Here is a 25,056-nt window from a genome sequence, read left to right as displayed (position 1 = left end):
GGAGAGAACGCGCGATCAACAGTCTGACGGCCTGGGCAGGGATGCGACCCAACTGTGCCATGACCGGTGGGCGGACGATTGATGCGCATTCAACGTGACTTCCGTCCTGTAAACGCTAGGTCAGGTGCGTCGGGTATCTGGATTGCCGCGCGCTACGCCCGGATGGTGCGCAACAATCTGTTCCATGGCGGAAGGCATGGAGTGGCGAGCCCGGAACAACCCTGCGCGGCTCGAAACCCGTCTGATCTTGACCATCCCGGTTCTGGACGAATTCCGGCGTCTCGCGGGCACTGAAAGCGAACATCGCCGTTTGCCCTAGCGAGCCAGCGCTTGAGGCAGTTGGAGGGATGGCGGCGTGGGAGGCAATTTCCGCTAGATGAGAATCTCACGCTTGGTACACGACGTAAGATTAATTGCGCCCCGCTCGGACCTTCCCGCCACGAGGTGGTACGCCCGGCCCTGACCGAAGGACAGTTGGTCCTTATTGAAACTAGTCCTCGATTGGAGGTTGTGTACATTGAGGGTCGATCAACGCGTCCGTGGAATTCACTTTTTGGCGAGAAGCTCGATTAACCAGAGCCGAAGCCTCTCGCCGTTCATCAGTTCAATTTTGTCAGGGATCACCTGGGCCAGATTTTTGTCCCTAAGCATCTGCGGCGCAAAGTCAGAGGTAGTGGTGAGAATGCCCTTTGTGGCCGCCGGGTCGAGGCTGACGACACCCACCAAAGCGTGAACCTGCTCTTTTGAGACAAGCAGCCCGGGGTTGTAAGCTTTAACCGAGCCGAGGATCTTGATCGCCCCAATTCCTTTCTTGACCGCAATCAGGTCCCGTCCGTGGTCACCAGACCGAGGTGTAAGCGTAACCTCATCATAGCCAGCGCGTTTGTATGCACCGGCAACAACTTCCTCCCACACTTGGGGTGACATCTCGTAGGCTTTTGACCAGTCGCCCTTAAGCATTTCGACGATCTCGACCCAGACGAAGGAAACGGAGGTGATAAGGACGCCCTCATATACCTTCTTCTCCGGAATGATTACGCCTGAGAGCGTGACCTGCGGCTTCGTACTATCGAATGTCAGCAAATCGGCGAAACGCTGAATGGCGGCCCGCTCACTGAACGCGATTTGACTACCCTCTCGTAGGTTCACCATGACTCGACGATTGCGCTGATCGGCGGTTCCGCCTTTTGCAATCCAGCCGGCTTGAATCAGGTTACCTTTGTCGTCAAGTACGCGATAGTTGCCGTCATCGTCATGCAGGATTTCGACGCGGATGGGGTTTTTCATCCGAGCATAAAGATACTCGGTAAGCCCGATCTGTTCTTCCGGCGGAGGCACGTACGGGATCATAGGGGTCTTGGACTTTCGGTTCTCGAACTCGACGGCATGCGAAGGAAGCACATTTCAAGAACACCAGAAAGGGGGCGGCCTTCGGCCGCCTAAGCCCCTTAGGCGGTCTGCGCCCGCACCCATTCCGTGAGTAGCGGGGCAAACACCGGCAGCGGACAGGCGAACGTCGTTCTCGTTCGTTCCAGCCAGGCGCTCTGGAGCGCAACAATCCAGTAGCGCAGCTCTTTCTCGTTGCCGGCAAAACCGAGGATCGGGCCACCGCTCATGCCGACAACGCTGGTCAATGGAATGGGATCCATGATGCGCGCTGTGAGCCGCGGCGAAGCTAGCTTGTGTCCTTCTGGCTCTTCCTCCAGGCGGCGCACCGTGATCATCGTCGGAGAGACAGTGGCAAGCCCGTCGTCGGGGAGCTGTGGCGAAGTGAATTCCTCCGGCAGGCCGAGCATCATGTAGCCTTCGAAGGTGACATTGTGCTGCCGGATCCAATTTGCTTCCTCGAGGATGGCAACGCCGTTGGCTATGAGCAGCCGGACATGGTGGGGATGCAGGAGAATTGCCCCGAAATCCAGGCCGTTGTCATCGTCGCGATAGAAGCGCGGGCTTGAGCGAAGGTCGATTGGCACCGGCTTTTTGGAAACGAAACTTTCGCCAAATGCGTCTGCAAGCACGCTTTCGTCGATAGTAATCTCGCTAGACGAAAGCGCGTCTTCGATCTGCCGGATGATGTGTCCTGCTGTCAGCCAGAGCACTGTTTCATCGACGCGAAGCAGGGTGCCCGAATAGGCCGTGAAGCGGCTGGGGGCCTCTCCTTGACGGCTGGTCACGCACAAAGCCACCAGGTGGCGGCCGAAGTATCGCAAAATGCCTTGCTCTTCCGTGGTGAGGGACATGGGGCTCCTTCCGGACATGCATTGAGTCGTCATTCATTCTACAATGAGTCGGTGAGGGCGCCTCCCGGAATGAGTTCCGTGGGTGTGCGAGCCGCTGCCGCGCGCACCGCCGTAGACTGAGACATTAGGACCTGAAAGCCTGCGTCGATGGAGCTTGGGCAGGACGAAAGAGCCCGGGAACTTGCACTAAGAGCGTGGAAGTTCCCTGCCTGCCTTCTGGTCCCAATCGCGGCAGTGAACAAGGTGGCCATAGCCAGCTATATCGGTGAGATCGAAATCGAGCGGAGGAACAAGGCAGGACTGAATGCGCTCCTCGTTCGCATTCCCTCACCACCGCCCCGCGACGAGCGACTTCGTATCTGGGTTTTACCTGGCGCGGCGGAATTCTTTAGTCCCTTGCAGCTGTGGGTCGATATCGAGCACGACGGCTACCGCGCGGCGTACCGGAACTGCTGCCCGATCGCGATATCGCCGGCCGGATACTAAGCCACGCCATGAACCGACGGACGGCTCTCTCAAAGGGCCATCAGTTTGTCCGTCTGACACCGGTTTCGCGCGGGAACAACACGAGCAGCGGGTTCTCGGAAGGATGGGCCGTTGCCCGCCATAAGGCTGATGCGAGGGGGCAGGAAGCCAAACGGCAAGGCGCCTTCATCCAGTATGCCGATCTTGCCGACCTGATGCTGATGGCGGACCAGCGGCTCGGCTTTGGTCTCATGGAATTGGTCAATGAGGGCCAGCGGCTGATCGACCCGGACAGGCCCTGAACCAGCACGTGGCGCAACCGGCGGGACGTCGGAATACAGAGCTTGCCCTGTAGCAATGTAGCATCGCTGCAGCATGAGTTAATGCCAAGGCGAGGAGCCAACCGTTCGCTAGCTAAGCCGAACTCGCGGTTGTCTCATATGGATTCCCGAGCAAGCTTCGGGCAACGGAGTTATAGGTTGGCGGATCGTATATCACGCCAGTTTCTGAGGGCGCGGTAAGCAGGACCGTGGTACAGGCAAGTCCGGCTGCATCGAATTTACGCGCAATGAAGTCGCTTTCGGCGCGGTCGTGGCTCGACATGACGAGTTGGTAGCCTTCAAGTTCCACGAGATTGCGCATCACATCGACAAAGGCCGCAGTGTGGATGATGTCGTTGTGCTGTAGCGGATCGTCGAGCAGCAGTGCGCGCCAACGCGACCACCGATAAGCGGTGCTGGCGGCGCACAGGATGCTGAAGCCGTTGGCCGCAAGCTGCCCTTCACTCAGCACCACCTGCGGTGGGACTTTGCGGCCGCTGAGCAGGGAATTTTCGATCTGGTCGCCATATTCGAGTTGCATCTCGAAGTCGGTCCGGTCGACGCGCTTGTTGGCTCTGAACTGAACTGAAGCTCCCGGCGTGCTGAGCATGGCCGCATTGAACTCGAGAATGCGGTCGTTGAGCGGCTGCAGCACTTCCCGATTATAGGCTTCGGCTCGCTGGCCGAGCTGGACCGTATATTTGCTGACCACCTCTTCAGCGTCCTGTGACAGCTTGAGTGCCGCCCGAGCGGGTGCAAGCCGGGCATGGAGCGTCCTGAGGTGCGTCACCGGATCCTTGAGCGCATCATCACCTCCGGCCGCACGCATCTGTTCGGTGACGAGGGCGAGTTCCTCCTCAAGCAATAGGTCCTGGTTGATGTTGGAGAGCTCCCTCAGGCGCTCGCCAAGCAGCGTGAGTTCGGTCGACGCGCTGCCAGATGCGCTCTGGGCCGCTTCCAATGTCGCGCGATCGGGGATTCCAGTGAGCCCCAAAGTTGTCCATTGCTTCACCAACTCTTCCGCAGCGAGCACCGCGTTCTTCTGTGCCAGTTCCATTGCGGCAAGGTCTGCCTCGTGCGTGCCAAGCTGCTCCAGAAGTGGCTTCGCCGCGGCGACGGCCGCGGCGGATGCTCCTTCGAGCTCAGCCAGTCGCCTGCGGGCGGATTCGAGCTCGTTCCGCCTCGTGGCGAGAAGCGTTCCGATCTCGTCGATGGTCGGCGTCGGCACGCCGCGCGCCGCAATCCGCTCCGCACAATCGCGATCGTCAGCAAGAAAGCCATTGAGCCGGGACGTGGCGGCATCAAGACGCGCTGTCAGTTGTTCGATTTCGGTCGTCGAGGCGGAGCGTCGCTCCTCAGCTGCAAGCGCTGCGGGCTGTCGTTCGGCAAGGCTCGCCTGGGCGAGCCGAAGTTCAGATTGGGCGGCAGCTTCACGCGATGCGGCAAGGATGCCAAGGTCATCGTTCTCGTTGGCTTTGAGCGCCTGCCGCAAACTTTCAGCTAAGTCCACGGCTAGCTGCCGCGCTTGCTGAGCGCCCGGTTCGATCGCTGCCTGACGAGTAAGCGTCGGCGTGAGTTCCCCGATACGCTGTGTCAGAGTCGCGATTTCGACCATGAGCTGCTCGGCCCGCTCGGAAATTGCCGCGACGCGGGCGTTGCCCGAGCGTGCCGCCTCGTTAGCGAGGAGCTTCAGTTCACCAGCGGGGTAGTGCGCTTGGCATACCGGACAGGTCTCCTCGTCGTCGTGGATATGGCTCGCGATCGAGGCCACAGCGGAGGCGATGGCGCTTGCATGGCGCTCGGCCTCGGCGAGCTCGCTCCGGGTTGCCTCGATCGTCGTCGTGAGTTCGTCACGCCGACGCAGCGCTACGTCATGCTCACCTCTGACCCCAGCGGCCGCTGTGGCGGCAGCCGCGAGGGTCGCCTCTCGTTCATCGGCATCGGCGATTAGGAAGGAGAGCCGCCTCGCGGTGTCGAGATCCGTCCGCGCCTGGGTGGCGATCGCCTGCAGCCGAACCGCTTCAGCGGCGGCGGCACCATGGGCCGCGACGACCGCGTCTTCGTCGCCCAGCAGCCGGCGCCTCTCAGCGAGAGCAGCATTCTTTGAGTCGATTTCGGAGCGCGCCTCGCCGATAAATGACGCCAGCTCCTCGCGGCGAAGCAGGTCGGCTCGCACAGCTTCGAGCCGGGAGATCTCGGCATCGGTGTTGGTGACCGTCCCCGACTGGGCGGTCAAGGCATCGGTCGCTGTCGTCAGCTGCTGCTCCGCGTCGGCACTCGAGCTGCGCGCATCCGTGAGTTGCTGGCGCGCGCGAACTAGGCTCGCACTGTCCTCCATTGCGCGCGCCGCCTGCGCCTCGTAGCGCCCTATCAGGGTCTCTGCGCCCGCGAGCTTGGCGACGCGATCGGCAACCGCGTTGCGGGCGATGTCAAGCAGTCCAGATAACCGCGCCAGGAGTTGGCCGCCGGTTTCCACCGATAGCCCTGCGGGCTTCAGCCGGCAACTCTCTGGATCTCGGTTTCGATCACTGGTGCGCGGATGCGGATGTCCTCTTCGGTCAGGCCGCCACCTGCGCGAACCGCCGAGCGCAGGCGCTCGAGACGGGCCTGCCACCCCTGCCAGTCGGCAATATCCTTTTCGATCGCGGAGATCGTCGCCTGTTCGGCCTTGATGCGGCGAGCGAAGGCGAGCGTGGTTGGCCTGCCGCGCAGCCGAGTGCGGATCAGTTCAAGCCGATCGACACCGCTCGGGCCTTTGAGCGCTGCCCATTGATCGTCGGCGTCGCGGCTGGTGAAGCGCTGCCTCTCGGCCTGACCAAGAAAGTGCGTCATGGCGAGGTGCGTGCCCAAATCAGTGATCTCTCCGCGTCCGGGATTGGCAAGCAGCGCGGAAACCGCCGCCAGCGATGGCAGCATACTAGCGCTACGCCGAACCGACTCGCCTTCGGAGAATTGAAGCGTTACGGCGTGGCTGTCGCGGTCGGCACCATTGCGAGTAAGATAGTCGGCGTCCGGAATGACGGTCTTGCCCGAGCGCGACACGTAGGGCGTGAAGCGTCGGATCTTGCCGGTGAGCGCCCATTCGATGGCATCGAAGAAGCTGCTCTTGCCCAGGCCGTTAGTGCCTGTCAGCAACAACACCCCCGGGGTCGCCGGCACGGCCACGCTGAACTCACCGAAAGTTCGAAAGTCCTCTATGTCGATGCTTGAGAGGTAGACTTCGCTCATGATGTTTCCCTCCGCTCCCAGGCACCCACCAGCGCTTGTACGATATCGTCGGCCGGACGCTCGTCATCGCCTTCGAGCGCAATGCTGTCGAATTCTTCTGCCGTGCTGCGGGGCAACCCTACCGGCGTTAGCTCTTCGAGGTCGAGCGACCGGTCCTCGTGCAGTTCTTTCTCGTCCTCTTCCCAGGGCCGCGCGAGGAATGTACGACGCACGAAGTCATCGAAGCTGTCGCCGTCACGAGCCGCATCGCGGGGTCGCAGCCAGGCGAGCTTGCGCGCCACGCGATCGTCGCGTTCAAGGAAGAGGCCGAGCGATTTCCATTTGCGCTCCCACTCGCTGCCACGCGGGCCGACTAGGAACAGCTGCAGATCCAGGCTCTCATTAGTGCTAAGGAAGGAGCGGGCGACGACGCATTGATTGCGATAGCGGCGCAGCGTCTCCCGTACGCCTGGTAGCGTCGGCACGTCGGGAAGCGTGCCAAGTATAACCGCATACCGCCCGATCTTGAGTGCTCTGGCTTCGGCAGGCAGTTCACCGGCCTCGAGCGTCGTGGCGGCGCTGCTGCCGCCATTGAAGCTGCGGCCAGCGAACTGCGGCTGTTCGCTGATCGGCAGCTTCCGGCGGTCAGCGGCGCCGCGCACACGCTGGACGAATTCTTCGAGTGGTCCCAAGGCGAACGTTTCGTTCACGCTGTATGCTCCTGTCGCTCGATGGCTTTCAGCAGACGCGCGGCATGCTGGCTTTCTACTTCCTCGAGTAGCGCTGCTAGTGCTGCCGTACCCCCGGCAAGTGCCTCGATCAGTTCTTGGCTGATCCACATCATCATCGGACCGGATCCGGTGGTCTCGGCTAGGGAAGGTTGGTCGGCCTCGACGCTGGCGAAAGGCTCCTCGGCTTTCTTGGCGAGGTCTAGTCGCCCCTCGAGCGCGAGCAATACAAAACTGGTCTGCCAATCATGCGTGTCCGCACAAATGCTTGGCCTTTTGCCCATAATGCGGTCCGGGGCACAGCCATGGCCGGTCCTCTCGTGGCCGGCAATCTGGCGCAGCAGATTGCCAGGCCGCATGCCTCGCGGTGTGGTCTCGCCCCAGACCGCCGCGATCGCCAGTGAGAGTGCTATGCCGCTGATGATCGACGACAACTTGCGTGGTCCTACAAGCACCTGCACGGCATCGCCGTCCTCGTCGGTGGCGCTGACAACCAGGCGAAGAAAGCGGGCTAGCAGCGGTGGTTCGTCGCTGAGAACCTCCCGCCAGGTCGTCCAGGTCTTCCGCATCAGTGCCCTCAGGTCCTGGGCGATCTCGAGTCCAACGTAACCCCCCGGATCGTCTTCGCTAATAAGGAAATTGCTTAGGTGCGTGTCGACCTTCCCCAGAAGCCATTTGTCGAGCTCGTGATGGACCATCCCGGCAAGCCTGGTTGCATTGGTTGCCTCCCGGATCTGCCAGGCGCCGCCCGGATTGCCTCCGACAAGCTTGGGCATCAGTATGCCGCCGCCGTGCGGCGATTTCGCAGTCAAATTCCTCCAAGACTCGGACCAGTCAAGTGGCACCGCGTGGACCGTCACTTGGTACGCATGCGCAGCAACCCGCAGCATGGCGCCACCGATAGGCCCGAATACGGCAGGACCCTGTGCGAGTGTCACGTCGAGCGCATTGCCATCGTCCCAGGCCTCGCCGATCCGGCCGGGACCGCGGTCGCCCGACCACCTGACCTCGGTGCCCTCGAAGCTAAGGTGGACGGTCATCGGCATGGCCGCCGCTGCCAGTGCGATGCGTCGCCGTGACCCCACGACGTGTGCGTCGCGCGCCCGGGAACGGAAGAAATCCTGGGCGTCGTTGGAGAGTGCCGGAATAAGCGTCGCCTCGCCGAGGCGATCGAGCCATTCCTCATGCTGCTGATCATAATCGCCGAGCAGGTCAAGGAAGGGCTGGCGAACACTTTTGCGGTCAGTGCCACGACGGATAATGACGTCATCGGCCATCACCAGTTCGCCGTCGCAATCGAGTTGATAAGCGGGCTCGCCCGGCGCAGCCACATAGGCGTCGACCCTCGCCACAGTCTTGCAGGCGAGATGCCGGAAAGCATGTCCCTCCGTCATCTGACAGGCTCTAATGGTGGCGAAGGCCGCAAGGCGGTTAAGAATTGCCGAGCCGAGCGTGAATACCGTCTCGTCCTTGGTCTGCAGTGTCATGTACACCCCAGGCCGGAGCTGGCGGCCAATTTGGGCGACGAGGCCGTTGGCGTGGATGAGTGGCGAAATGCGATCCCTATAGGCTTCAAACAGGTTGTACGGATTGGCGTCCGCTTGGGCTCGACGCGCCTCCTTCTCGATAGCTAGCAGTTCTTTTTCGACCTCTTTGCGGTTGGGATTGTTAGTGATGGTGTGGATCATCGCACCATGGTCGAAATCGGCGGATGCGGCGGCGACGAAGTCGATGAGACCTCCGTCGCCGCTCCCGCTAACGAAATAATGCGGGTGGGCGCGTCCACGGAATTCAGCGCCTGGGATGCCGGCATTGTCCCAGTAGCTTTTGTCACCAATGCCGCGAACGGTTTCGGTGGCTTCGAGCCCGAAGCCGAACGCCAGAATGACGATCTGGAAGGGTTCGGTCCGCTCCTGGTTCTCATTGATGTCGAGCACTGTCAGTTCGTACCCGCCACCGGCAATTTCTCGAGCGGCGGTGACCCGATGGCGCTTGAGCTGAAGCAAGTTGCCGGTCTGACCTGCGATGTCCTCGAACTGCCGCACTACGTCCTCACGGACGTCTCGTGAAGGACCGGCCTCCCAGCCCAAGATCGGCAGGTCGGCGATGGGGTCGTCAGCATTGCTGCGGGGCCAGTTGTAAATGTGTGGGTCGAGTTTGCGTTTATCGGTGCCCATCTGCAGCTTGAGCAGATCGTCGGCCGCCTCGAACAGCACCACTTCTCCTGCGGAAGCGAGTGCGGCGGCGGCGGCGGCGGTGATCCCAGCGGCGCCGCCGCCGATAACCGCTATGCGCGGGCGATCGCGAAGGTAGTCTTGATCTGCGAGGGCATGCACCAGCGCCAGGGCTCGCACCTGCTGCGAATAGAGCGTGATCCGCTGGTCATAACAGCCAAGGACGTAAACACCCTTACGTCCCCCGATTGACGCGCCCTCGACGACATCTAGAGGACTGAGAATTGGATCAGCCAATGGCTACCCCATCGGGCACGACGACGTTGGCTGTCGGGACGGTCATCGATCCAGTATCCTCCAGGTCGCAGTCGGGCGCCAAGTTCATCGGCCCAAGAAACCTGCTTTGGCGCCTGCACTGTACGCTAGCATTTGGCTTTCTCAAGTTTTCGACACCCCGATACTGCGAAGGCCGGACAAGCCCGGAGGTTGATCGCGGATGGGCGAGGCACAAATCAGGTTTTGAGTCATGAGCCAACCTCAGTAACGAAGATGAAGTATCCTTTTGTTTCGGCGTTTCGGCCGCGCAGGTGGCGCTTGCCTGGCTGATCGGCCGCAAGCCCGTCACCTCAGTCGTCATCGGCGGACGTACGGAAGCGCAGTTCAAGGATAATCTGGCCGCAGCCGACATGAAACTGACGGTGGAAGAGCGCAATCGTCTGGACGACGTCAGTCGACCGCCGGTCACATACCGCTATTGGCATCAGTTGAATGAGGTAAGCGACAGGCTGAGCGAGGCGGACATGGCATTGTTCTGCTCGCATGTGAATAATCGACTTCAATCTGAGCAGCCCAGAAGCTGCTTCCCTTCGAAGCCAAATTGCCCGGACGCCCTATTAGCGCATCCAAGCCTTCGTAGGAAGACCTGTGGACGTTGCCGCGCGCGCCTCGGTGGATCGTCATTTCGCTATCCTGGCCGCGCGGCGGCCGCCAGGACGCCAGTGGGTATCAAACCTCCCTGATTGCCCACTGGCACCCTCTTCACGACAACACATACCGGAGGACCGACCGACTGGACGCGTACCACCACAGCACATCCAGGTAGGCATAACAATCGATGCCGAGCTCAAGGACCGCCCCGGGCACGCGGACCGAGTTACTCTTAGCGCACCCAGCGGAAAAGAGACCGCCCTCCGTTCAATCAGGAGCCGTGCGACCTGGATCGTAGCCGACAGGGCCCCAACTCCGCTACTCGAAGTCGGCGTGCCAAATTGTCAGGCCGCCCTCGCTCTCAAGAAACTTGCGTAGACGTGGTAACGCTTTGATTGCGGTCTTGATATCGTCGCCATTGGCGACAGGCTGGACGTCGAAGGCTTGGCCGCTGAAGTGTCTTGATAGACTGGCCTTCTGACTGTCCGACCAGCCGCTCATGATGCCATAGAGACCGGCTGAGATCGCAGATGCGGTCACGGCTTCAGGATGGGCATCGACCCATCCCTGGAGGGCAGTGCGCTCGGCGCTCGCTGCGTAGGTCTGCTCGATCCACTTCCGGTTGGCGACGATGTTGGGCGCCATCGCATCCGCCTGGGCTTGCGAGTCCCGACGGCCACTGGTGAAGACGACGCTTGGATAGGCGTCCAGCAAAGTCTGCGCGGCATCTCTCGCGTAGTCGACCAGATCGAGGTCGCCGATCGACCGGCTGGCCGATCGGACGAGCGGCTTGGCGACTGCCGGAAACAGGTGGCAGTCACAGATGTAGGGACGAATCCGCGCGTGCGCTGCGCTTGCTCGATGTTTCGACTTTTTCACGCTTTCCTCCTTGTGAGTTTCCATGTTTGCGAATCGTGTCGGCGCCGCCCATGTTCCTAGTTGGCCACGATCGGTATTGGCGGAGAGACGCTGACGATCCTGGCCTGCGCTTCGACCATTTCCGTTAGCGCGCGCGGCAGGACGAGCGATGCGGGTTCGCCAGCCGCCTCAGGCGAAAACAGCCAATTGAAATCGAAGCCGATTGCGGTGCCGGCATTATCGGCTGACGTCGCAATTGCTCCGTGCAGAAGTGAGACGTCCGCCCAGAACTCTGGCGACTCGTCTGGAGTGACAACATCCAGAAAGAACCCTGGGACACTCAGATCTAGGCGAAGGGTGCTGAGAACGGGCTTCGCAGCGACGCTCTCTCCGGTGTCGTAGACGATCCATGATTGGACCTGACCACCCCGTACCAGGGCATACAGCGAAACAGGAGACCGGCGCGTGTCGATCGTGTGCGAGATGGTCGTTTCGTCGAGGCCTGGTTGAGAAAGTCGCAGCCCCAGCCCGGCGAAGCTACTGAGATGATCGGTCGACCCGACAAACCGTAGCGAGAGAAGCAACGCCTCGTCCTTCGCATAGCCCGACGAGATCAGGTCGAAATACGCGGATTTGTACATCGGCGGCGCAGCTACATTCTTGGCGCAAACGATAGCGGCGGGCGTTTCAAACTCGATGACGCGCAGGGCGTTTTCCGACGTTTTCAGCATTTCGGTGAAGCGGGCCATCGGTCCTACCGAGAGGGCGGCCCTGCGGAATTTCTCAACCGGCCGCCCCAATTCCTTGAAAAAGGACGAAGAGATCATCGCCAGATGGCGGTGCACGTGGACAGGGTAGGGATTGCCGGTCGTGGACGCACACAAGCGTGCCGACTTTTCGTTTCCGCTCGTCGAGAACTCGACGGATTCATTGGCGGATATTTTCGCCTTGAGCAGATCGGCGCGCAGAGGAGTTGCTCCCGGCCGCGTGTCGTCGGTGTCTCTGCCCAAGACATTCAGATAGTCGAAGTTGCGGTTGATCTGGGTCCAGCGCACAGGGGTGGGGCCACTCGCCATAGTCTCCCAGACGGTAATCTTGTGGCCAAACGCTTCTAGCTCGAGCTGTACCGGCGCGCGATCGGCCACGTCGGACGGCGCATGGTTTGTCTCTCGCGGCAACGACCACTCGAAACTGCACAGCGTCACTGGCACGTTCGTTTCGCCGCCATCTGTCCGGCTTGATTCAGGTTGCACCAGCAACGAGACGAGGAAGTTGCCGGCAGTGATCTGCTGATGGAGAATCGTCGGTTTGCTGCCCTTGGAAACGTGGAAGCGGCCGATCTCGACTGGATCGTCACCTGCACCCACGCCGCTGTCGATCGGTCCTTTCCAGACTTTGACGCTCAGCAGCTCGCCAGCGGGGACAATCTGGAGGATGTCGGTCAGCCTCCCGTCGCCGCCTTTGGAATAGGACAGCTTGCCTCCTAGATCGTCGAATTCGATCCACCAGCAGCGCGTGATGTCGGGGAGGCTCCTTGCGCGGGCGGAACTGTCGCTGAACTCGGGAACACCCGCAAGCCACTCGGGATCGATGTAGCGGCGCATTGCAACGCCAAGCAGCGCTTCCTGCAGCGGCGGTTCGTCGCCATCGAACGAAAATGGGCGCAGCATCATCATCGAGTTCGGCAAGGCAGGAGCCGAACTGTCGATGGAATCGAAGGTAAGGCCAAGCGGGCCTTCCCCGCGCAGCCCAAGGCTTCGCGCACTGTCGGCGTCGAGGGGGCGATAGTCGAGTTGCGGATTGGGACCGATCTCCTTGCGCGAATCCTGGATCTTGACTGTCTTGAAGCCATGGTCGTCCTGGTGCTGGTCCTGGTCAAAACCATAGCCGAAGCCCGTATGGATTTCGGAGGCGACACGATCCGCCAACCCACCGCGGGAAAAGGGCGGCTCCTGCAGCACCGCCGCAATGGGCGGGGCGATCTGGCCGCGTTCGTCGCCGGATGGGGCGACAGTCAAGGGAATCAGGCCACGCAGTTGCGGGCGCGTCAGGGTCAGTCGCGATTTGTCTGCCAGCATCGCGACACGCATGGGCCAGACATGCGATCGGGTCGGCAAATCCTTAGCTTCATTCCGCCAGGCTGTAGCAACGAGGTTGTCCCGAAGGGCGCCGGCATAACGCGTCCGCAGTGTCAAGCGGTGACGACAATAGGTCGCACCGACCGGATCCCACGGGAATTCCTGCAACACTGTCGAGGTCGGCAGAGGCTCGAGGCGCTGCGTGATGGTATGCGCATCCGAGTCCGGCCGATCGAAGAAGGCCTCTCGTTCGAACCGCTCGATTTCAACGAACGACGTCTGGTCGGTGTCCGCGATGGGGAGGAGCGGCAACGCTGGGTGCGGGCTCTCCCTGTATCGCTTCGCTGCGTGCTGCCGTGGCGCAATGTGATGATAGATCGGCCGTCCCGACGGCCGCCAGCGCTGGGTAGTGACATCGACTTCGGCGATGAGCCGCCAATAATCGCGGAGTTCGGGGACGATGGTCTCGGCGGAAACGAGGTCGTATCGGCGCGTATCGGGCACCGGACGCGCCGCGATCATCGTTGATGCGAGATCGATTGCGATCTGGTTGTCGTCGTGGGTCAGTTCGGTCACGCCATCGTACATCGCCTCAATCTGGCGGGCGCCGGCGTCGAAGCCCATGTAGCCTCCCATCCGGCGGACGGCGTATTGCTGCAACCCTTCATGTATGACGGCTGGATGCTTGCCTTGAGGTTTGAAATGGCCTTCGGCGACCAGGGCAAACATTCCGTACCGGGCAACGTGGCCTGCGGGCACGGAGGCCACGTAGGCGCCTGGCTGTGACTCTTCCAACGACAGATCTCGACCAGGTCCGAACGCTATGCTGTACGAAAAGTCGTCGCTGAGCGGCTTCAGGAGTTGCTCGATCAGGACTTCGGGAGTGGCCAATTTGGACGGAAGAGCGTTCTTGACCAGCCACTTGGCGAGCCATGTGCCGACGCTCGGAACGTCATGGGTCAGTGTGGCCGGTGTTCCTTGCATCTTGGTCAGGCTGTCGGTAGCCTGCAATTCGAGCACGATCTTTTGGACGGCCGGATCCGGAAGCGTATCGAGATACGGCCCCAGCTTTGGCTCGAGATGGCGCAAACGGTTGGCAAGGGTCAGCAGGAACAGGAAATCGCCGAAGCTCTCATCCGTGACGCCGGCACCGGCCACTTTGGCGAGATCGATGTTTGCCATCCACCGCGCGAAATCGGCGAAGCCCACCCGCGGTGTCTGCACGCGTTCCTCGACTTGGTTGCTCAGACCGGGCGTCCAGATGTCGGTGGTGTCGGGAGCAAGGAGCAGAAGCGGAGTCGCCTTGCCGGCGGGACGATGTCCGTCGGGATCGACAAATGAGGTCGATACCGCGTCGGAAGGTCCATTCTCGAGGACGAGGCGCAACCAGCACCAGCGTTCGCCGAAGGGAATGATCTTACTCCCGAACTCAACACCATCGACAACCAGGCGCAGGTGCCGAACCGGCTCGGTGCCAATCGCGGCACCTACGGGGACCGGTTCGTCGGCGAGGCTTAGCTCGAGGCAGGAATAGGCCTGGGAGATTTCGGGTAACTTGAACTCGGTGTTGCCGGTGTCATCAGGTCCGTCTGCGGGGCGATCGAAGATGCGCAGGTGGAGGGTGCCGGTTTTGCCGGAAGCGATTAATCCATCCAAGACCCATCTCGGTCCTGTGGTGGCGTCCTTCGGGAACTCCATGCGTCCGACGCCGTCGCTGTCGCGAAACAGATCGATCGCGCCGTTTCCACGTGTCGAGGCGACCAGACCGATCCGCGGATAGTCTTTGCAGAGCGGATAGACCGCCGTGATGGCCTGTCCGAACCGGGCCGGCGATTGGGGCGATCGGACTTCCTGGATCGCCGTCTGGGCGATGGCGGTTCGCCGGCTGCACTCATATTCGAGGATGGTTGGTGGTTCCCACGGCTTTCCGTTTTGGTCCGTACCCGTGCCATCTGCCAGCGGCGCGATATCCTCGCGCGGCATCCACGGTGTTTTAGGATCCAACTGCAGGCCAAGCGGAGCGGTGCCGGCGTTGGTCACGGCGAAACTGAAGCTCTGGAAGTTCCGCCCATAGGCGAGCGTGGGAAGGAGCTCAAAGGCCCCCCCATGGTCGAAATCGTGGAGCGAGACGGCGTAGAACGGTACGGCGACGTCATGCTGCATGCCCTCGCCGAGGGCCCCGGGATCCGGCTGGTCGGCGAAGGGCACCCCCTCGTAGGAAAGGAACATCGTTCCACGACCATCCGTAACCGCCGGCAACACGGGGTGTAGTGCGCCGGGAATAAGCCTTGCATTGGCCGTGGGACGCCAGATCAAGTCGGCAAGATTTGCGTAGGCCCAGCTGGCTTCATCCGCATCGAGGCGGCGGATCGCCACGCAGATTCCGTTGAACGTGTGAGCGAACTGATCGAGCCCATCGGCGTCGATGCCGGATGCGGTCTGGATGGGCAGCGGCCGAGGAAAGGTGTCGGGGATAAATCGGCCGTTAGCGGACAGATCAATCGAGGCCGCTGCAAATCCATAGGTTGCCTCAAGTTCTGACGTGAAGTCGGGCGGCGCGGGGCGGCCTGCGGGAACAACCAGGCACTTCGCGATGAAATCGAGGTAGCGCGAACCGTCCTCGCCCTCAAAGCGCCGACGATGATAGTCGGCTTCCCCGACCAGCTTCTCAAGGTCCCCGACCTTGAGCGGTTTGCTCGCGACGGCGAGCAACTCGCGCGTCGCCGCGGCGGCAGCGGCCCGGCGCACAGCCTCAGCGCCGTTATAGGGACCGTCAAGCAGATCCCGATAGGCACGCCAGCCCTCGGTGATCGCGGGGGCAAGGACGGGTGCGGCGACTCCTCCGGTGGATAGCGCCGCCAGGGCCTCTGCGAGTTCCGAGGCAAAGGTCCCAGGTGAGTCGGGAGGGGCGGATGACGCAAACTCGCAGGCCTCGAAAATCCGAACGAGCGCGCGTTCTGCCCCGGCTTCGTCGTGCAACTGCTGTTCAAGATCGGTCAGCGCCACGCTGAGGATCTCGGCGGCTGGCTGCTTCAAAGCGCCTAGGAAGGCATAGGAGCGCGAATCGGCGACACCGGTTCCGGGGTTGCTGTGATAGGCGTCCAGCAACAAGGAGACGAGTGCGCCGGCGGGCTGGTCGGCGACGGCCGTCTTGTTGGCGTCGGCGTTGGTCAGTGCTGGGGAAATGCCGAAGACGTGACGAAGGGCATGCGAGAGCGCTTCGGGGTCGTTGACGAGCCTGCCGCGTACCAGCGCACTTCTGGCCGCCAGAACTGCCCGGATGGCCGCGTGGATGTGCCTGGGCTCGTAGTCGGGGATCGGCGTGTTGGGCGTGCGCATGCCGTCGAGGGCATCGAGAATAGTCACAGCGAGCGGCGCGAGGACATCGCCGCCCACGTCGTTTGGCACCTTGCCCGGCTGCATCAGGGAGATGATCCAGGGGTCGAGGGCACCCACGAGACGGGCCATTGTATACCAGACCGCTCCGCCCCAGTCGTAGATTGGGACCGTGTTCGTGCCCGTGTTGCGGATGCCGATCCGTGCTTCCAACGCATCCAGATTGCTGTCGGGAGAGATCAGGCCAGTCGTTGCTGCCAGCAGCGACGCGGCCTTCGCTTCGAAATTGGCAAGATAGCGGCTGAGGGCATCTGCGTCGGTGTCGAGTCTCAGGAAGCCGTTGAGGTCGATATCAGGATCGACGATCGGAGTCGGCCCATTCGGATCTAGCGGATCGCGAGTCTTCCAGGGCTCGAAAATGGTTGTCCGCGCGAAGGAGGGAAACTGCGCATCGGGTCGATAATAAAAGTCAGCCTGGGCTCCGACGAGCCTGTCGAATTGAGGTGGCTCGGTTGGGTCGGCGAAATAGGGAAGGACGATAAGGTTTCCATCTTTGCCGGTTGGAAACCGCACCAGGTGCGTGACGCCGATCCTGTGCCCGATGGGCGCATTCCATGACGAGACCGCATGTGAATTGAAGAATGCGGTTGTCCTACTGGCATCGACAGCTGCATCGGGATCGTTGTCCTCGGCCGTCGTCCAGAAGCGGTCACCCTCAGCAAACGCCTTACGCTCCACTAGCCAGCCGTGAAAAGCGTTCGGATCGACAGGCGCGTCGGAGACCTGGTCCAGCAACTCGGGATTATTCAGCCCCGTTAGAGGATTGTAGTGCCAAGACCAGAATCTCACGCTGGGCAGTTGTGAGAAGAAGCTTTGGAATAAATCCTCGGCCTCTTTTTCGTCGTCCACAAGCTCGCCGTGTGCCTGCACTTCGAGCGAGAGATTGACTGAGAAGGTGAGCGTTTTACCGTCGACGTCACCGGCATGAAAACTCCTGGGCTCGCGCTCGACCAGGCAATGGATAATTGGCCTGACGCTCATTTCGTCGCCCCCTCGAGTTTTCTGGCCGCGTCAGCCAGCTTCTGCACCTGCGCGACCCTGGCCGCCCCGCTGACGCCCGCGCTTGTGTTGGAAGACGATTCCGATTTTCCGCCGCGAAGCTTGTAATTGACCTGGGCTCGGGCGTGCAGTTTGAAGAAGCGGGTAATGCGGATCGTCACGGTCAGCGTCCCGTCGGCGTCGACCTGGCCGTTGTCGCGGTAGGACATCCGAAGCATCAGGGTGATGCCGACGGTGACGATGCCGCACACATCGACCTGCCCGGTGATGACCAACACCATCGAGATGGATAACCCGCCGCCTGGTCCATTCAGCAGCTTGCGATAGGAGAGCACGCCGGAAACGGTAATGAAGACTTGCCCGATGAACGGCCCGACTGCGAAAGCGAGTTGCGCGGAGCCGCCCGCGCCCGCCTCTACCAGCACCATCAGTCGATCGCGGATCGGATTGTATTCGGTCTCGATCTGAAGATAGCCGGTGCCGCCGATGATGAAGATCGAGAAGATGAACGGCCGATCGATGCTCGACAGGTTGAAGCGGTCGGCGATCAGGAAGTCGGGGAAGGCGATCAGCTTGAAGTGGTTTTCGATGGAGATGTTGGAGATGCCGCTTGTGCCGAAGGTCAGCGACAGAGGCGGGATCGCAAAATCGTGCTGGATGCCGATTGGAATACCGTTTTCGCGTATCCATTCAAGTCCGCCGCCCAGGTCAGGGAACAGGCTCGAGAGGAAATCCTGGACCCATTTAAATTGCGGATTGAGCTTCGCGTTCTTGGGGTCGAATTGAACGTCGAGTCCCTTCTCCTTGGTGAACTCGAGACCGAACTTCTCGAATTTGACCATGGACTGTCCGCCGACCACGGCGTCGAGCGTCGTCGCGATGTGACCGAAGCCGGTGACCGCAACCTTGTCCTGATCGCTCGATGCCTCAAGCCGAACCCGACCTGTGAGAAGCATGTCGACAAAGTCGGCCTTGAAGATGCCCAGTGAGAACAAGCTTCGCCTGCCGGGGAAGGGCGCTGCTATATCGACCTGCACCCAGGCGCGCGACTGCTTCTTGTCGAAATCGTGCGTGATCTTGACGGCGTCGCGAACGCCGGCCGGTATTTTGTAGCCTTTGAACAGTTGATCGAGCTTGGCGCCACCGAAATTGCGGAAGACGCTTCCGATATCGAGCCTGGACAGGTCGGCAGGCAGCAGCCGGTCGCCGATCTGGTCGAACGGGATAGAGAGGCCGAGCGCCTTGAGTTCGTCGCCAAGGCGATTGAACATCGCGTTGGTCTCGGTGACCTTGATGATGTCGCCCAACTCGTCAAAGGTCGAGCGGATGCGGTCGATGTCGGACTTGAGGGCAGCGAGCTCGGGGGCAGAGGTGACGGCCGAATAGAGCTTGAGCAAGTTTGAAGGGGCAGCGGAGAGACCGCCATGGGTCAGGTTCGACACTGCATCGAAGACGCGGTGCTGATACGCATTCGCCGTCTCGAATACGCGCGACACATCGTTATGCAGGCCGCGGATGTCATGGTCGAAGAGCTTGAGTGCTTCGACCAACTGCTGAGCGTCTTCGAAGTTGTCATTGTACGCCTTCTCGAGGGCCCCATAGGCGTCCAGGACGGAGTCAGGCAGGAAATTCTGCTGAACGATCTGCTTGAGGTAGTCCTCGGCGTCGGAAACCCCTTCCGATATGGCAGCACAGGCGTCGGTGAGGGTATCGAGGTCGTCCCCAAGCGAGCCGGCAAAATTGTGCATGCGCTGGGCGATGTCGTCTGCAAGCAGCTGCAGCTGGAGCCGAAGCGCACGTATGGTGTCGGGAGCGACAACGAGTTGCTCAGGGAAGGCCTCCAGTAGCGAATGGAGGACGTCCCAGATCATTGGGTGGATGACCGACTCGAGCAGGCCATTTGGCGAAAGAGCCTTCTGGGCCTCGTCGAGGATGTCATCGACATCGTCGGCAATGGCGGTGATCACGCCGGGGATGATGGACAGCTTTTCGTGAGCGACGTCGAGCTCATGACCGAGTTGGTCGAGCATGGGCAGGACGACGGCGTCTGTCGCCGTGCTGAATCTGCCCAGTTGCCGGTCGACGCTGGTTGCCAGTTTTGTGAGGACGTCGGAGATCTCGCCGGCAAGGTCACCGAACGCCCCTTTCAGATCGTCGGCGCCGACCTGAGCGAGATCTGCGGCGTCGGTCAGAAGGCTCTGGGCGGCCGTCTCGACGTCCGCAGCAACGTTCTTGAGAGTGTGGCCGAGGCCGGTGAGCAGTTGGTCGAAGTCGGCTGCCGCCTCGTCAATCGCGATGTCCATGTTCGCAGCGGCGGCCTTGGCCTTGGCGAGGTTCTGCCCCCCGACATCCGCAGTTGTTCTGATGGCAGAGAGGCCGTCGAGCAGCTTCTTCTGGATGTCTGCGTTCTTCGGCGGGGGATTGAAGCTGGGATGAGCGGTCACCTTGTCGATGAGATCGCTCAGCTTGCCCTTGGTACCGTTTGCGCTGTCGAGCAGTCCGGACAACTCGGCTTCGACCCTACCCAGCAGTGCCCGCGCAACCCCCTCGAGCCTTGACGCCTGGCCAACGACACTGTCCTCCGTGACCTGCAGTTGACGCAGTGCCTTGGCGATATGTCCGGCAATCTGCTGGCCGACATTTCCCAGCTCGACCGCCAGCCGGCTTGCCGCCTCGTCGATGGCGGCATCCACGTCGGCGACTATTCCGGCGACGGCCGCATTGGCGCCTGCGCGAAATGCCTTCCGCCTTGCCGGCGACCACGGCTTGGACTCGTCGTAGCCGGCGCGGAACTGTTCGAGCCGGCTGCGCGCGCGCGCAAAGACCGCATCGATCTCGTCGCCGGCGTCGAGGACGATCGCGCGGGCCTTTTCGACTCCCTCGTCGATCTTTGCGATGTCCTGGCTCGCCTCGCTGAAGAGCGGGCGCACCTGGCGGACGATGTCGTCCGTCCACCCATCAATCAGGTCTGACTTCGTCTGCGGAGTGGTTGTCTGGCCGCTGGCGAGGCTAGCATCGATCCCTGCTACCCAGTCGGCAACGGCGGTACGCACCAGCAGTTCCTTGCGCTTGATGGTGCTCGTCGCATCGTCCTTGAGCTTCTGACAAAGCGCGCCGGATTTGAGGCCTGAGGCCAGGTTGGCCACGTTGCCCGGATCAATGTTCGGCTGCAGCAGTGCGAACTGAGCTGCTAGGTTCTTCTTGTCGATCCCCTGCAGGACCGCGTCAACAGCCTTTTGGATCTTAGCAAGGTCGGCGGCGCTGCTAGGGTCGAGCCCCTTTACCGCCTTTACCTGATCCGCGATTGTTGATGCGGCGCCGCCGAGGCCGCCGGCGCCGGTGCCATCGACTGCCCAATAGGTAAGGCCATCATTCGACTGGCCGAGGGTGAACCCCAGGGCGCTTTGCAGCGTGGCATTCAACCCCTTTTTCGCCTCGTCTCGGTGTGTGGCGCGCATCAGGCTCACACTTTCGAGCCCGACATAGAGCGGCTTCCCAGCGCGCCCGGCATTGATTGCCGATTTCTGTGCCGCCGGTGCAAGCCGCCAGGTGAAGCGCCGAAGGCCCGGCAGAATTCGCGTGACGGGGGGGCGCCGCGGTTCGGGTGCGCCTGGTTTGGACGAACCGGGCGCGTTCGCTGGCTTGCGATCGGTCTCGTCGGCGATCGCCTGCGCTGCCGGCATGTTAGGGTAATCGATGCCCAGACGAGGCGCCCAGCGATCCGTGTCGCTCGTGTCGACCTTGAAGTCGGCAAAGAAGTAGAGCTGATCCGGATCGAGGCATTCCTGAGCCGTCACCGGATTATCGCCGTCACCCTCCGCCACCGTGACGAAGGCAATGTCCGGCATTGGGTAGACCTGCGGCCGCTCGCGCGCGGCGAGCTTGTTCCAGAGCGGGACCTGCCAGCTGTCTTGATCAACGTCGCTCGACCAGGCGCTGTCAACGTTGATGATGCGCGAATTGAACCGTACCCGGTCAACGAACCCGGCAGTGCGCGCGGTGGCGGCGGCGAAGTCGGGATACATGCGCTCAGGCTGGAGCAGTTCTACATATTCGCGGACCTTGCGCAGGATGGGACGGCGTGATCGCGTCCCCTCGGGATCGTCTTTCGGTGCAAATTGGGCGGATGGGTTTACCGTGCGCTCGAAAACGACGACGTGCTTGGCGCGATGCCAGAGCGCGCCGATGCGCCCGATAACCTCGACCTTCTGGCGCTGAACGCGTCCATTGTAGGTCTCGCTGATGACCGCGAACTTGCCGCCAAGGAATTCGGCCTTCTGGGTTGAGTCCCCGCCCAGCGGCGAGAGGGCAATGCGCTCGATCGCTCCGCCGCTGGAGTCAGGCGAGAGCAGCAGCGTGTTGAACAAGTTGAGGGACTCGACCGGCCACAGCGCTCCGCCGCTCAGTCCTTTCGGATGATGGCGCAGCAGGGTGGGGTCACGCGCCGGCGGGGGAACCCCATCATCGAGGACCGGGGGCCAGACGTTCTCTCCAACGAGGGGCCATCTGCCATGGGCGTCTGCGCCCTCCGGGGGCACCTCGGCGCCGCTGTCGATGAGGGGTGCGCGATGAAGAGCAGTGCCGCGGAGCGCGAAACGAACGCCGTCAGCAAAACGCGCCGGTGTGAAGTCGAGGTCGGAGTCGAGATCGCGCGCCCAGATTTCGAGACGCTCGGGTCGCTGCGCGATCGCCTCGCGCAGGGCATCCCATCGCTGTGCAAGGAGCGGATCGGCACCGGTGTCATGCGCCTTACCCAGCAGGCGGCCCACTAGGGCCTCGATCTCGGCGACCCGCGCTCCGCGCGCGACGGAGCTTTCCTTGGAGACATCGATGCCGACGGGAAGCCCGTAGAGGAATTCGGCGCGCAGAAACGCGAGTGCGGCGCCGATGCCGTACGCGCCGAATTGAGTAAAGATGTCGTGGGCCGCTGCCTCCGGCATGAAGTAGCCGCGCGCGACATCGCTTGGCGCGATCCAGAGCTCGGCGGAGGGCGTCAATTTGTATTCGACGGCGCGCCGCTGCAGCCCACTGGCGGCTTCGTCCATCACCCCGTCCTTGCCGTTCCAGACAAACGGCCGGGGGACAGGCGCCTGCGAGCCGTCCGTCTGGACGTCGCCGTGCTCCGGCAGGTCGTGAATCTCCAGCCGACGAGGCTTGTCGGCGCTCTCGCCGATCACCTGCAAGGGCAGGCTGTAGCGATAATGGCGCGACACGAGCTTGTACTGCCAACCGCGATCGTCGCCGTCGTAGACGGCAACTGAGGTTGTTTCCTCGTTGCCGCGCGACGCAATTGGCTGATCGGTAAACCGGAATACCGAAAATGGCTGCGCAGACAGCACGGCGTAGGAGCGGCTCGGCGCGTCCTTGGCCTGATCGAAGATTTCGGCTTGGAGCCGGCGGTCCTCGCGAGGGAGGAGCGTTTCGGTCGCCTGCAACCAGTATTGGACCGGAATTTCAACGCCGGCAGCGATAGACTTCTGGGGGTCGAGATCGATCAGAAGAGGTGCAGGCCTGCCGCTTCGATCGAAGCGCTGCACATCGACGGTGACCGGTGTGATCTCGCTGACCGGGAGCGGCAGGCTGAGTTCGGCGGCAATGCGGCCCTCCGGATAGATCAGCAGCGGACCGCCAGGGCCGTAGGTATTGCGGCTTCCACCGCCGCCAATGCGCAGGTAGCCGCCCCTGCCATCCTTGCCACCGTTTACAAAACTTCCAGAGGATTCGAACGCGAGCGAGCCTAAACGACCGCTCCATTTGCGCGGCGAGGTTGTTTGAATGGCAAACGACGCAAAAAAGCTCTGCGACGCGTTCGGCGCCGTCGGCGGCCAGCTCGGATCATGCGATAGCTCGAGGCCAAGGGAGGCGCCTGGTGGCCGAAAGAATGTCACCGCACTCGCGGTAAGCGCGATTTTGGGATCGGGTCCACCGTCTCCGTCGCTGGTATAACGGATCAGGTCCTTTTCACTGGCAAGGCTGAGCCGCATCGGCGGCCGGCGCCAAGGATTTGTGGGACGTTCGCGAGGATCGAACTGCTGGCCCCAGGAAACTGTGCCGTCCGGGGACGCTTCCGCCGCGATGGGTGTGCCGTAGAGACAGAAGCGGACCCTTGGAGGCTTGCCCGAGATATCGAGGTCGGGCAGAAATGAAGCCGGCAGCCCGGCCTCTCCGGCAGGCAGTGCCTTGCGCACTTGTGCAAAGCTGTAAGACACCGGCCCCAGTAGCCCGGCTTCGAAGATCACGTCTTTCGCGACATCCGTTGCGGAGAAGTCCGGCAATGTCTCGGCCCAATGGAGACGGAGCGTGACGGTCGGCCGCCAGTCGTTTGTCGGGGATTGGCTCCAGAACTGCTTTTGGATGTCCCAGGCGAGGCAGCAATCGGCGGAAAGCTTCGTCCCGGTCCGTAGCCAGCCTTCGACTTCGGGCCTGTCCTTGTCAGCGCTGAAGTACATCGAACCCGCTGTCCGGCCTTCGAGCTCCTGCGCCAGCTTGATCCGCAAGACGCTGCTGTCGTCGGGGTGGAGACGAATGTCGCTCGTCGTATCTCCCTTGCCGCTGCGGGGGTCGTGATCGACGCGGACCCGATAGACCAACCCGGTGAAAGGCTCGTTGTCGTCGCGGCTCCAGAACCGCAGACTTAGATCGGCAGGGTCGTTCTCGGAATAGCCTAGCCAGTCCTCAGGCCTGACGACGAACCCGTAGGTGTTGACGACGTCGGCCACAAAGCAGGCGGCGTTGGATGGCCAGTAGTCCCCGAGCCGGACGGTACTATCTTGATAGATCGCAAATGTGCCGCCGTAGTCGTCATGGCCGTCGCCGCGCTCGCAGAAACTGAAATTGCCAAGCCAAAGGTCTGTCGGATCGATGCGATGCTTGAGTTCGATGCCAGTGCCGCCGGTACCGTCGTCCTCGACCCAGCCGCCGAACATCCGATCGATCCGCGGTGGCGTGTCGAGGGGAGCCGTGCCGTTGGCCGGATAGTGTAGCATCAAAGGGAAGGCGCGTGCGCGAGAGCGCTTCGCCTGTCTCACAGGCAGGGGAAGGCTGAGGTGCAGGGCGAAGAGGGCGTTCTGCTTTGCATCGGCAAAAACGCGGAAACCGGAGTAGGTTGCACTCGTTCCACCTGCTTCAACGGATGCGTCAAGCTCGACGGCCGAAGATTCGTCGCTGCCGGTGGGTAAATTGCCGTAGATGACATCATTGGCGAGCGGCAGTTGGAGCACCAGACGATCCTCCGCGCCGAACTCTTCGATGACCTGAGCGCCCCGGAACGTCAGCCCGCCCTTGCTGGCGGCCTCGTCGATCCAGACGGCTATGGTTTTGGCGTCTCCGAGAGCAAAATGATCGACCGCCGACGCTTCGGAAATTGCCCCGACATGGTCCGTTGTCAGCGGCTCCTGTGACGAGGGGCTCGAGCCTGGCACCCACCTGAGCGCCCGCCGCCAGCCCGCTTCGTTCGGCAGGGACCAAATTTCTACTGACCCGGGCGCTGGGTCATCCCGCGCCTCTGAGGCAACGGGCGAAGGCGGCCATTGGAATACGCCGTGAAGCTTGAAAGCCTGAACCATATTGCCCCCCGGGGCTCGGACTGGCGAAGCGTCGTTGCGCTCAGTTGGAGCTGGCGTGACGCGCAATAAAAATGATTCAACCAAATACGCAGACAAAAA

Annotated in this window: 11 protein-coding genes and 1 pseudogene; 3 read left to right on the top strand and 9 right to left on the bottom strand. The window is 61.9% G+C overall.

Annotation, left to right across the window (positions count from 1 at the left end; all coding sequences use genetic code 11):
- Positions 1–546: 546 nt before the first annotated feature.
- Positions 547–1,350, bottom strand: coding sequence for a restriction endonuclease (locus ACYG9V_RS22270; RefSeq protein ID WP_352763625.1), 804 nt, complete (start codon positions 1,348–1,350; stop codon positions 547–549).
- 98 nt (positions 1,351–1,448) lie between these two features.
- Positions 1,449–2,240, bottom strand: a complete 792-nt coding sequence (locus ACYG9V_RS22265) for a hypothetical protein (RefSeq protein WP_352763627.1) — start codon at positions 2,238–2,240, stop codon at positions 1,449–1,451.
- A gap of 243 nt (positions 2,241–2,483) precedes the next feature.
- Here ACYG9V_RS22265 and ACYG9V_RS22260 point away from each other — a divergent pair, with 243 nt between their 5' ends.
- Together ACYG9V_RS22260 and ACYG9V_RS22255 are read left to right on the top strand one after the other, a co-directional pair.
- Positions 2,484–2,726 carry a hypothetical protein gene (locus ACYG9V_RS22260; RefSeq protein ID WP_352763630.1) on the top strand — a complete coding sequence of 81 codons (243 nt, stop codon included), beginning with the start codon at positions 2,484–2,486 and terminating at the stop codon, positions 2,724–2,726.
- Between the two features lie 8 nt (positions 2,727–2,734).
- The gene (locus ACYG9V_RS22255) at positions 2,735–3,007 is read left to right on the top strand and encodes a hypothetical protein (protein WP_352763633.1); all 273 of its coding nucleotides are present in this window, start codon (positions 2,735–2,737) and stop codon (positions 3,005–3,007) included.
- A 112-nt stretch (positions 3,008–3,119) separates the two neighbouring features.
- Here the strand turns inward: ACYG9V_RS22255 and ACYG9V_RS22250 are convergent, their stop codons facing one another.
- Genes ACYG9V_RS22250 through ACYG9V_RS22235 form a run of 4 tightly spaced genes read right to left on the bottom strand, consistent with a single transcriptional unit; the run spans position 3,120 to position 9,431 of the window.
- Positions 3,120–5,501, bottom strand: coding sequence for a coiled-coil domain-containing protein (locus ACYG9V_RS22250; RefSeq protein ID WP_352763635.1), 2,382 nt, complete (start codon positions 5,499–5,501; stop codon positions 3,120–3,122).
- Positions 5,502–5,518: 17 nt separating this feature from the next.
- Positions 5,519–6,253 carry an AAA family ATPase gene (locus ACYG9V_RS22245; RefSeq protein WP_352763638.1) on the bottom strand — a complete coding sequence of 245 codons (735 nt, stop codon included), beginning with the start codon at positions 6,251–6,253 and terminating at the stop codon, positions 5,519–5,521.
- Positions 6,250–6,942 (bottom strand): ABC-three component system middle component 1, encoded by a 693-nt coding sequence (locus ACYG9V_RS22240; protein ID WP_352763640.1) that lies wholly within the window; start codon positions 6,940–6,942, stop codon positions 6,250–6,252. Before ACYG9V_RS22240 ends, ACYG9V_RS22245 begins: the two co-directional genes overlap by 4 nt.
- Positions 6,939–9,431, bottom strand: a complete 2,493-nt coding sequence (locus ACYG9V_RS22235; protein WP_460222015.1) for an ABC-three component system protein — start codon at positions 9,429–9,431, stop codon at positions 6,939–6,941. The genes ACYG9V_RS22240 and ACYG9V_RS22235 overlap by 4 nt, the downstream gene beginning before the upstream one ends.
- A 272-nt stretch (positions 9,432–9,703) precedes the next feature.
- On the opposite strand from ACYG9V_RS22235, the pseudogene ACYG9V_RS22230 reads away from it, so the two are divergent.
- Positions 9,704–9,958, top strand: a pseudogene (locus ACYG9V_RS22230) (aldo/keto reductase); the annotation flags it as partial.
- A gap of 421 nt (positions 9,959–10,379) precedes the next feature.
- Here ACYG9V_RS22230 and ACYG9V_RS22225 read toward each other — a convergent pair.
- The 3 genes from ACYG9V_RS22225 to ACYG9V_RS22215 are packed head-to-tail and all read right to left on the bottom strand — an operon-like array spanning position 10,380 to position 24,957.
- On the bottom strand, positions 10,380–10,940 hold the full coding sequence (locus ACYG9V_RS22225) for a hypothetical protein (RefSeq protein ID WP_460222014.1): 561 nt from the start codon (positions 10,938–10,940) through the stop codon (positions 10,380–10,382).
- Between the two features lie 56 nt (positions 10,941–10,996).
- Positions 10,997–17,374, bottom strand: a complete 6,378-nt coding sequence (locus ACYG9V_RS22220) for a hypothetical protein (protein WP_352763647.1) — start codon at positions 17,372–17,374, stop codon at positions 10,997–10,999.
- Positions 17,371–24,957 (bottom strand): hypothetical protein, encoded by a 7,587-nt coding sequence (locus ACYG9V_RS22215; protein ID WP_352763649.1) that lies wholly within the window; start codon positions 24,955–24,957, stop codon positions 17,371–17,373. Before ACYG9V_RS22215 ends, ACYG9V_RS22220 begins: the two co-directional genes overlap by 4 nt.
- Between the last annotated feature and the right edge of the window lie 99 nt (positions 24,958–25,056).

The organism is Mesorhizobium sp. W016, from assembly GCF_054719485.1.
This window is presented reverse-complemented; position numbering and strand designations above follow the sequence as displayed.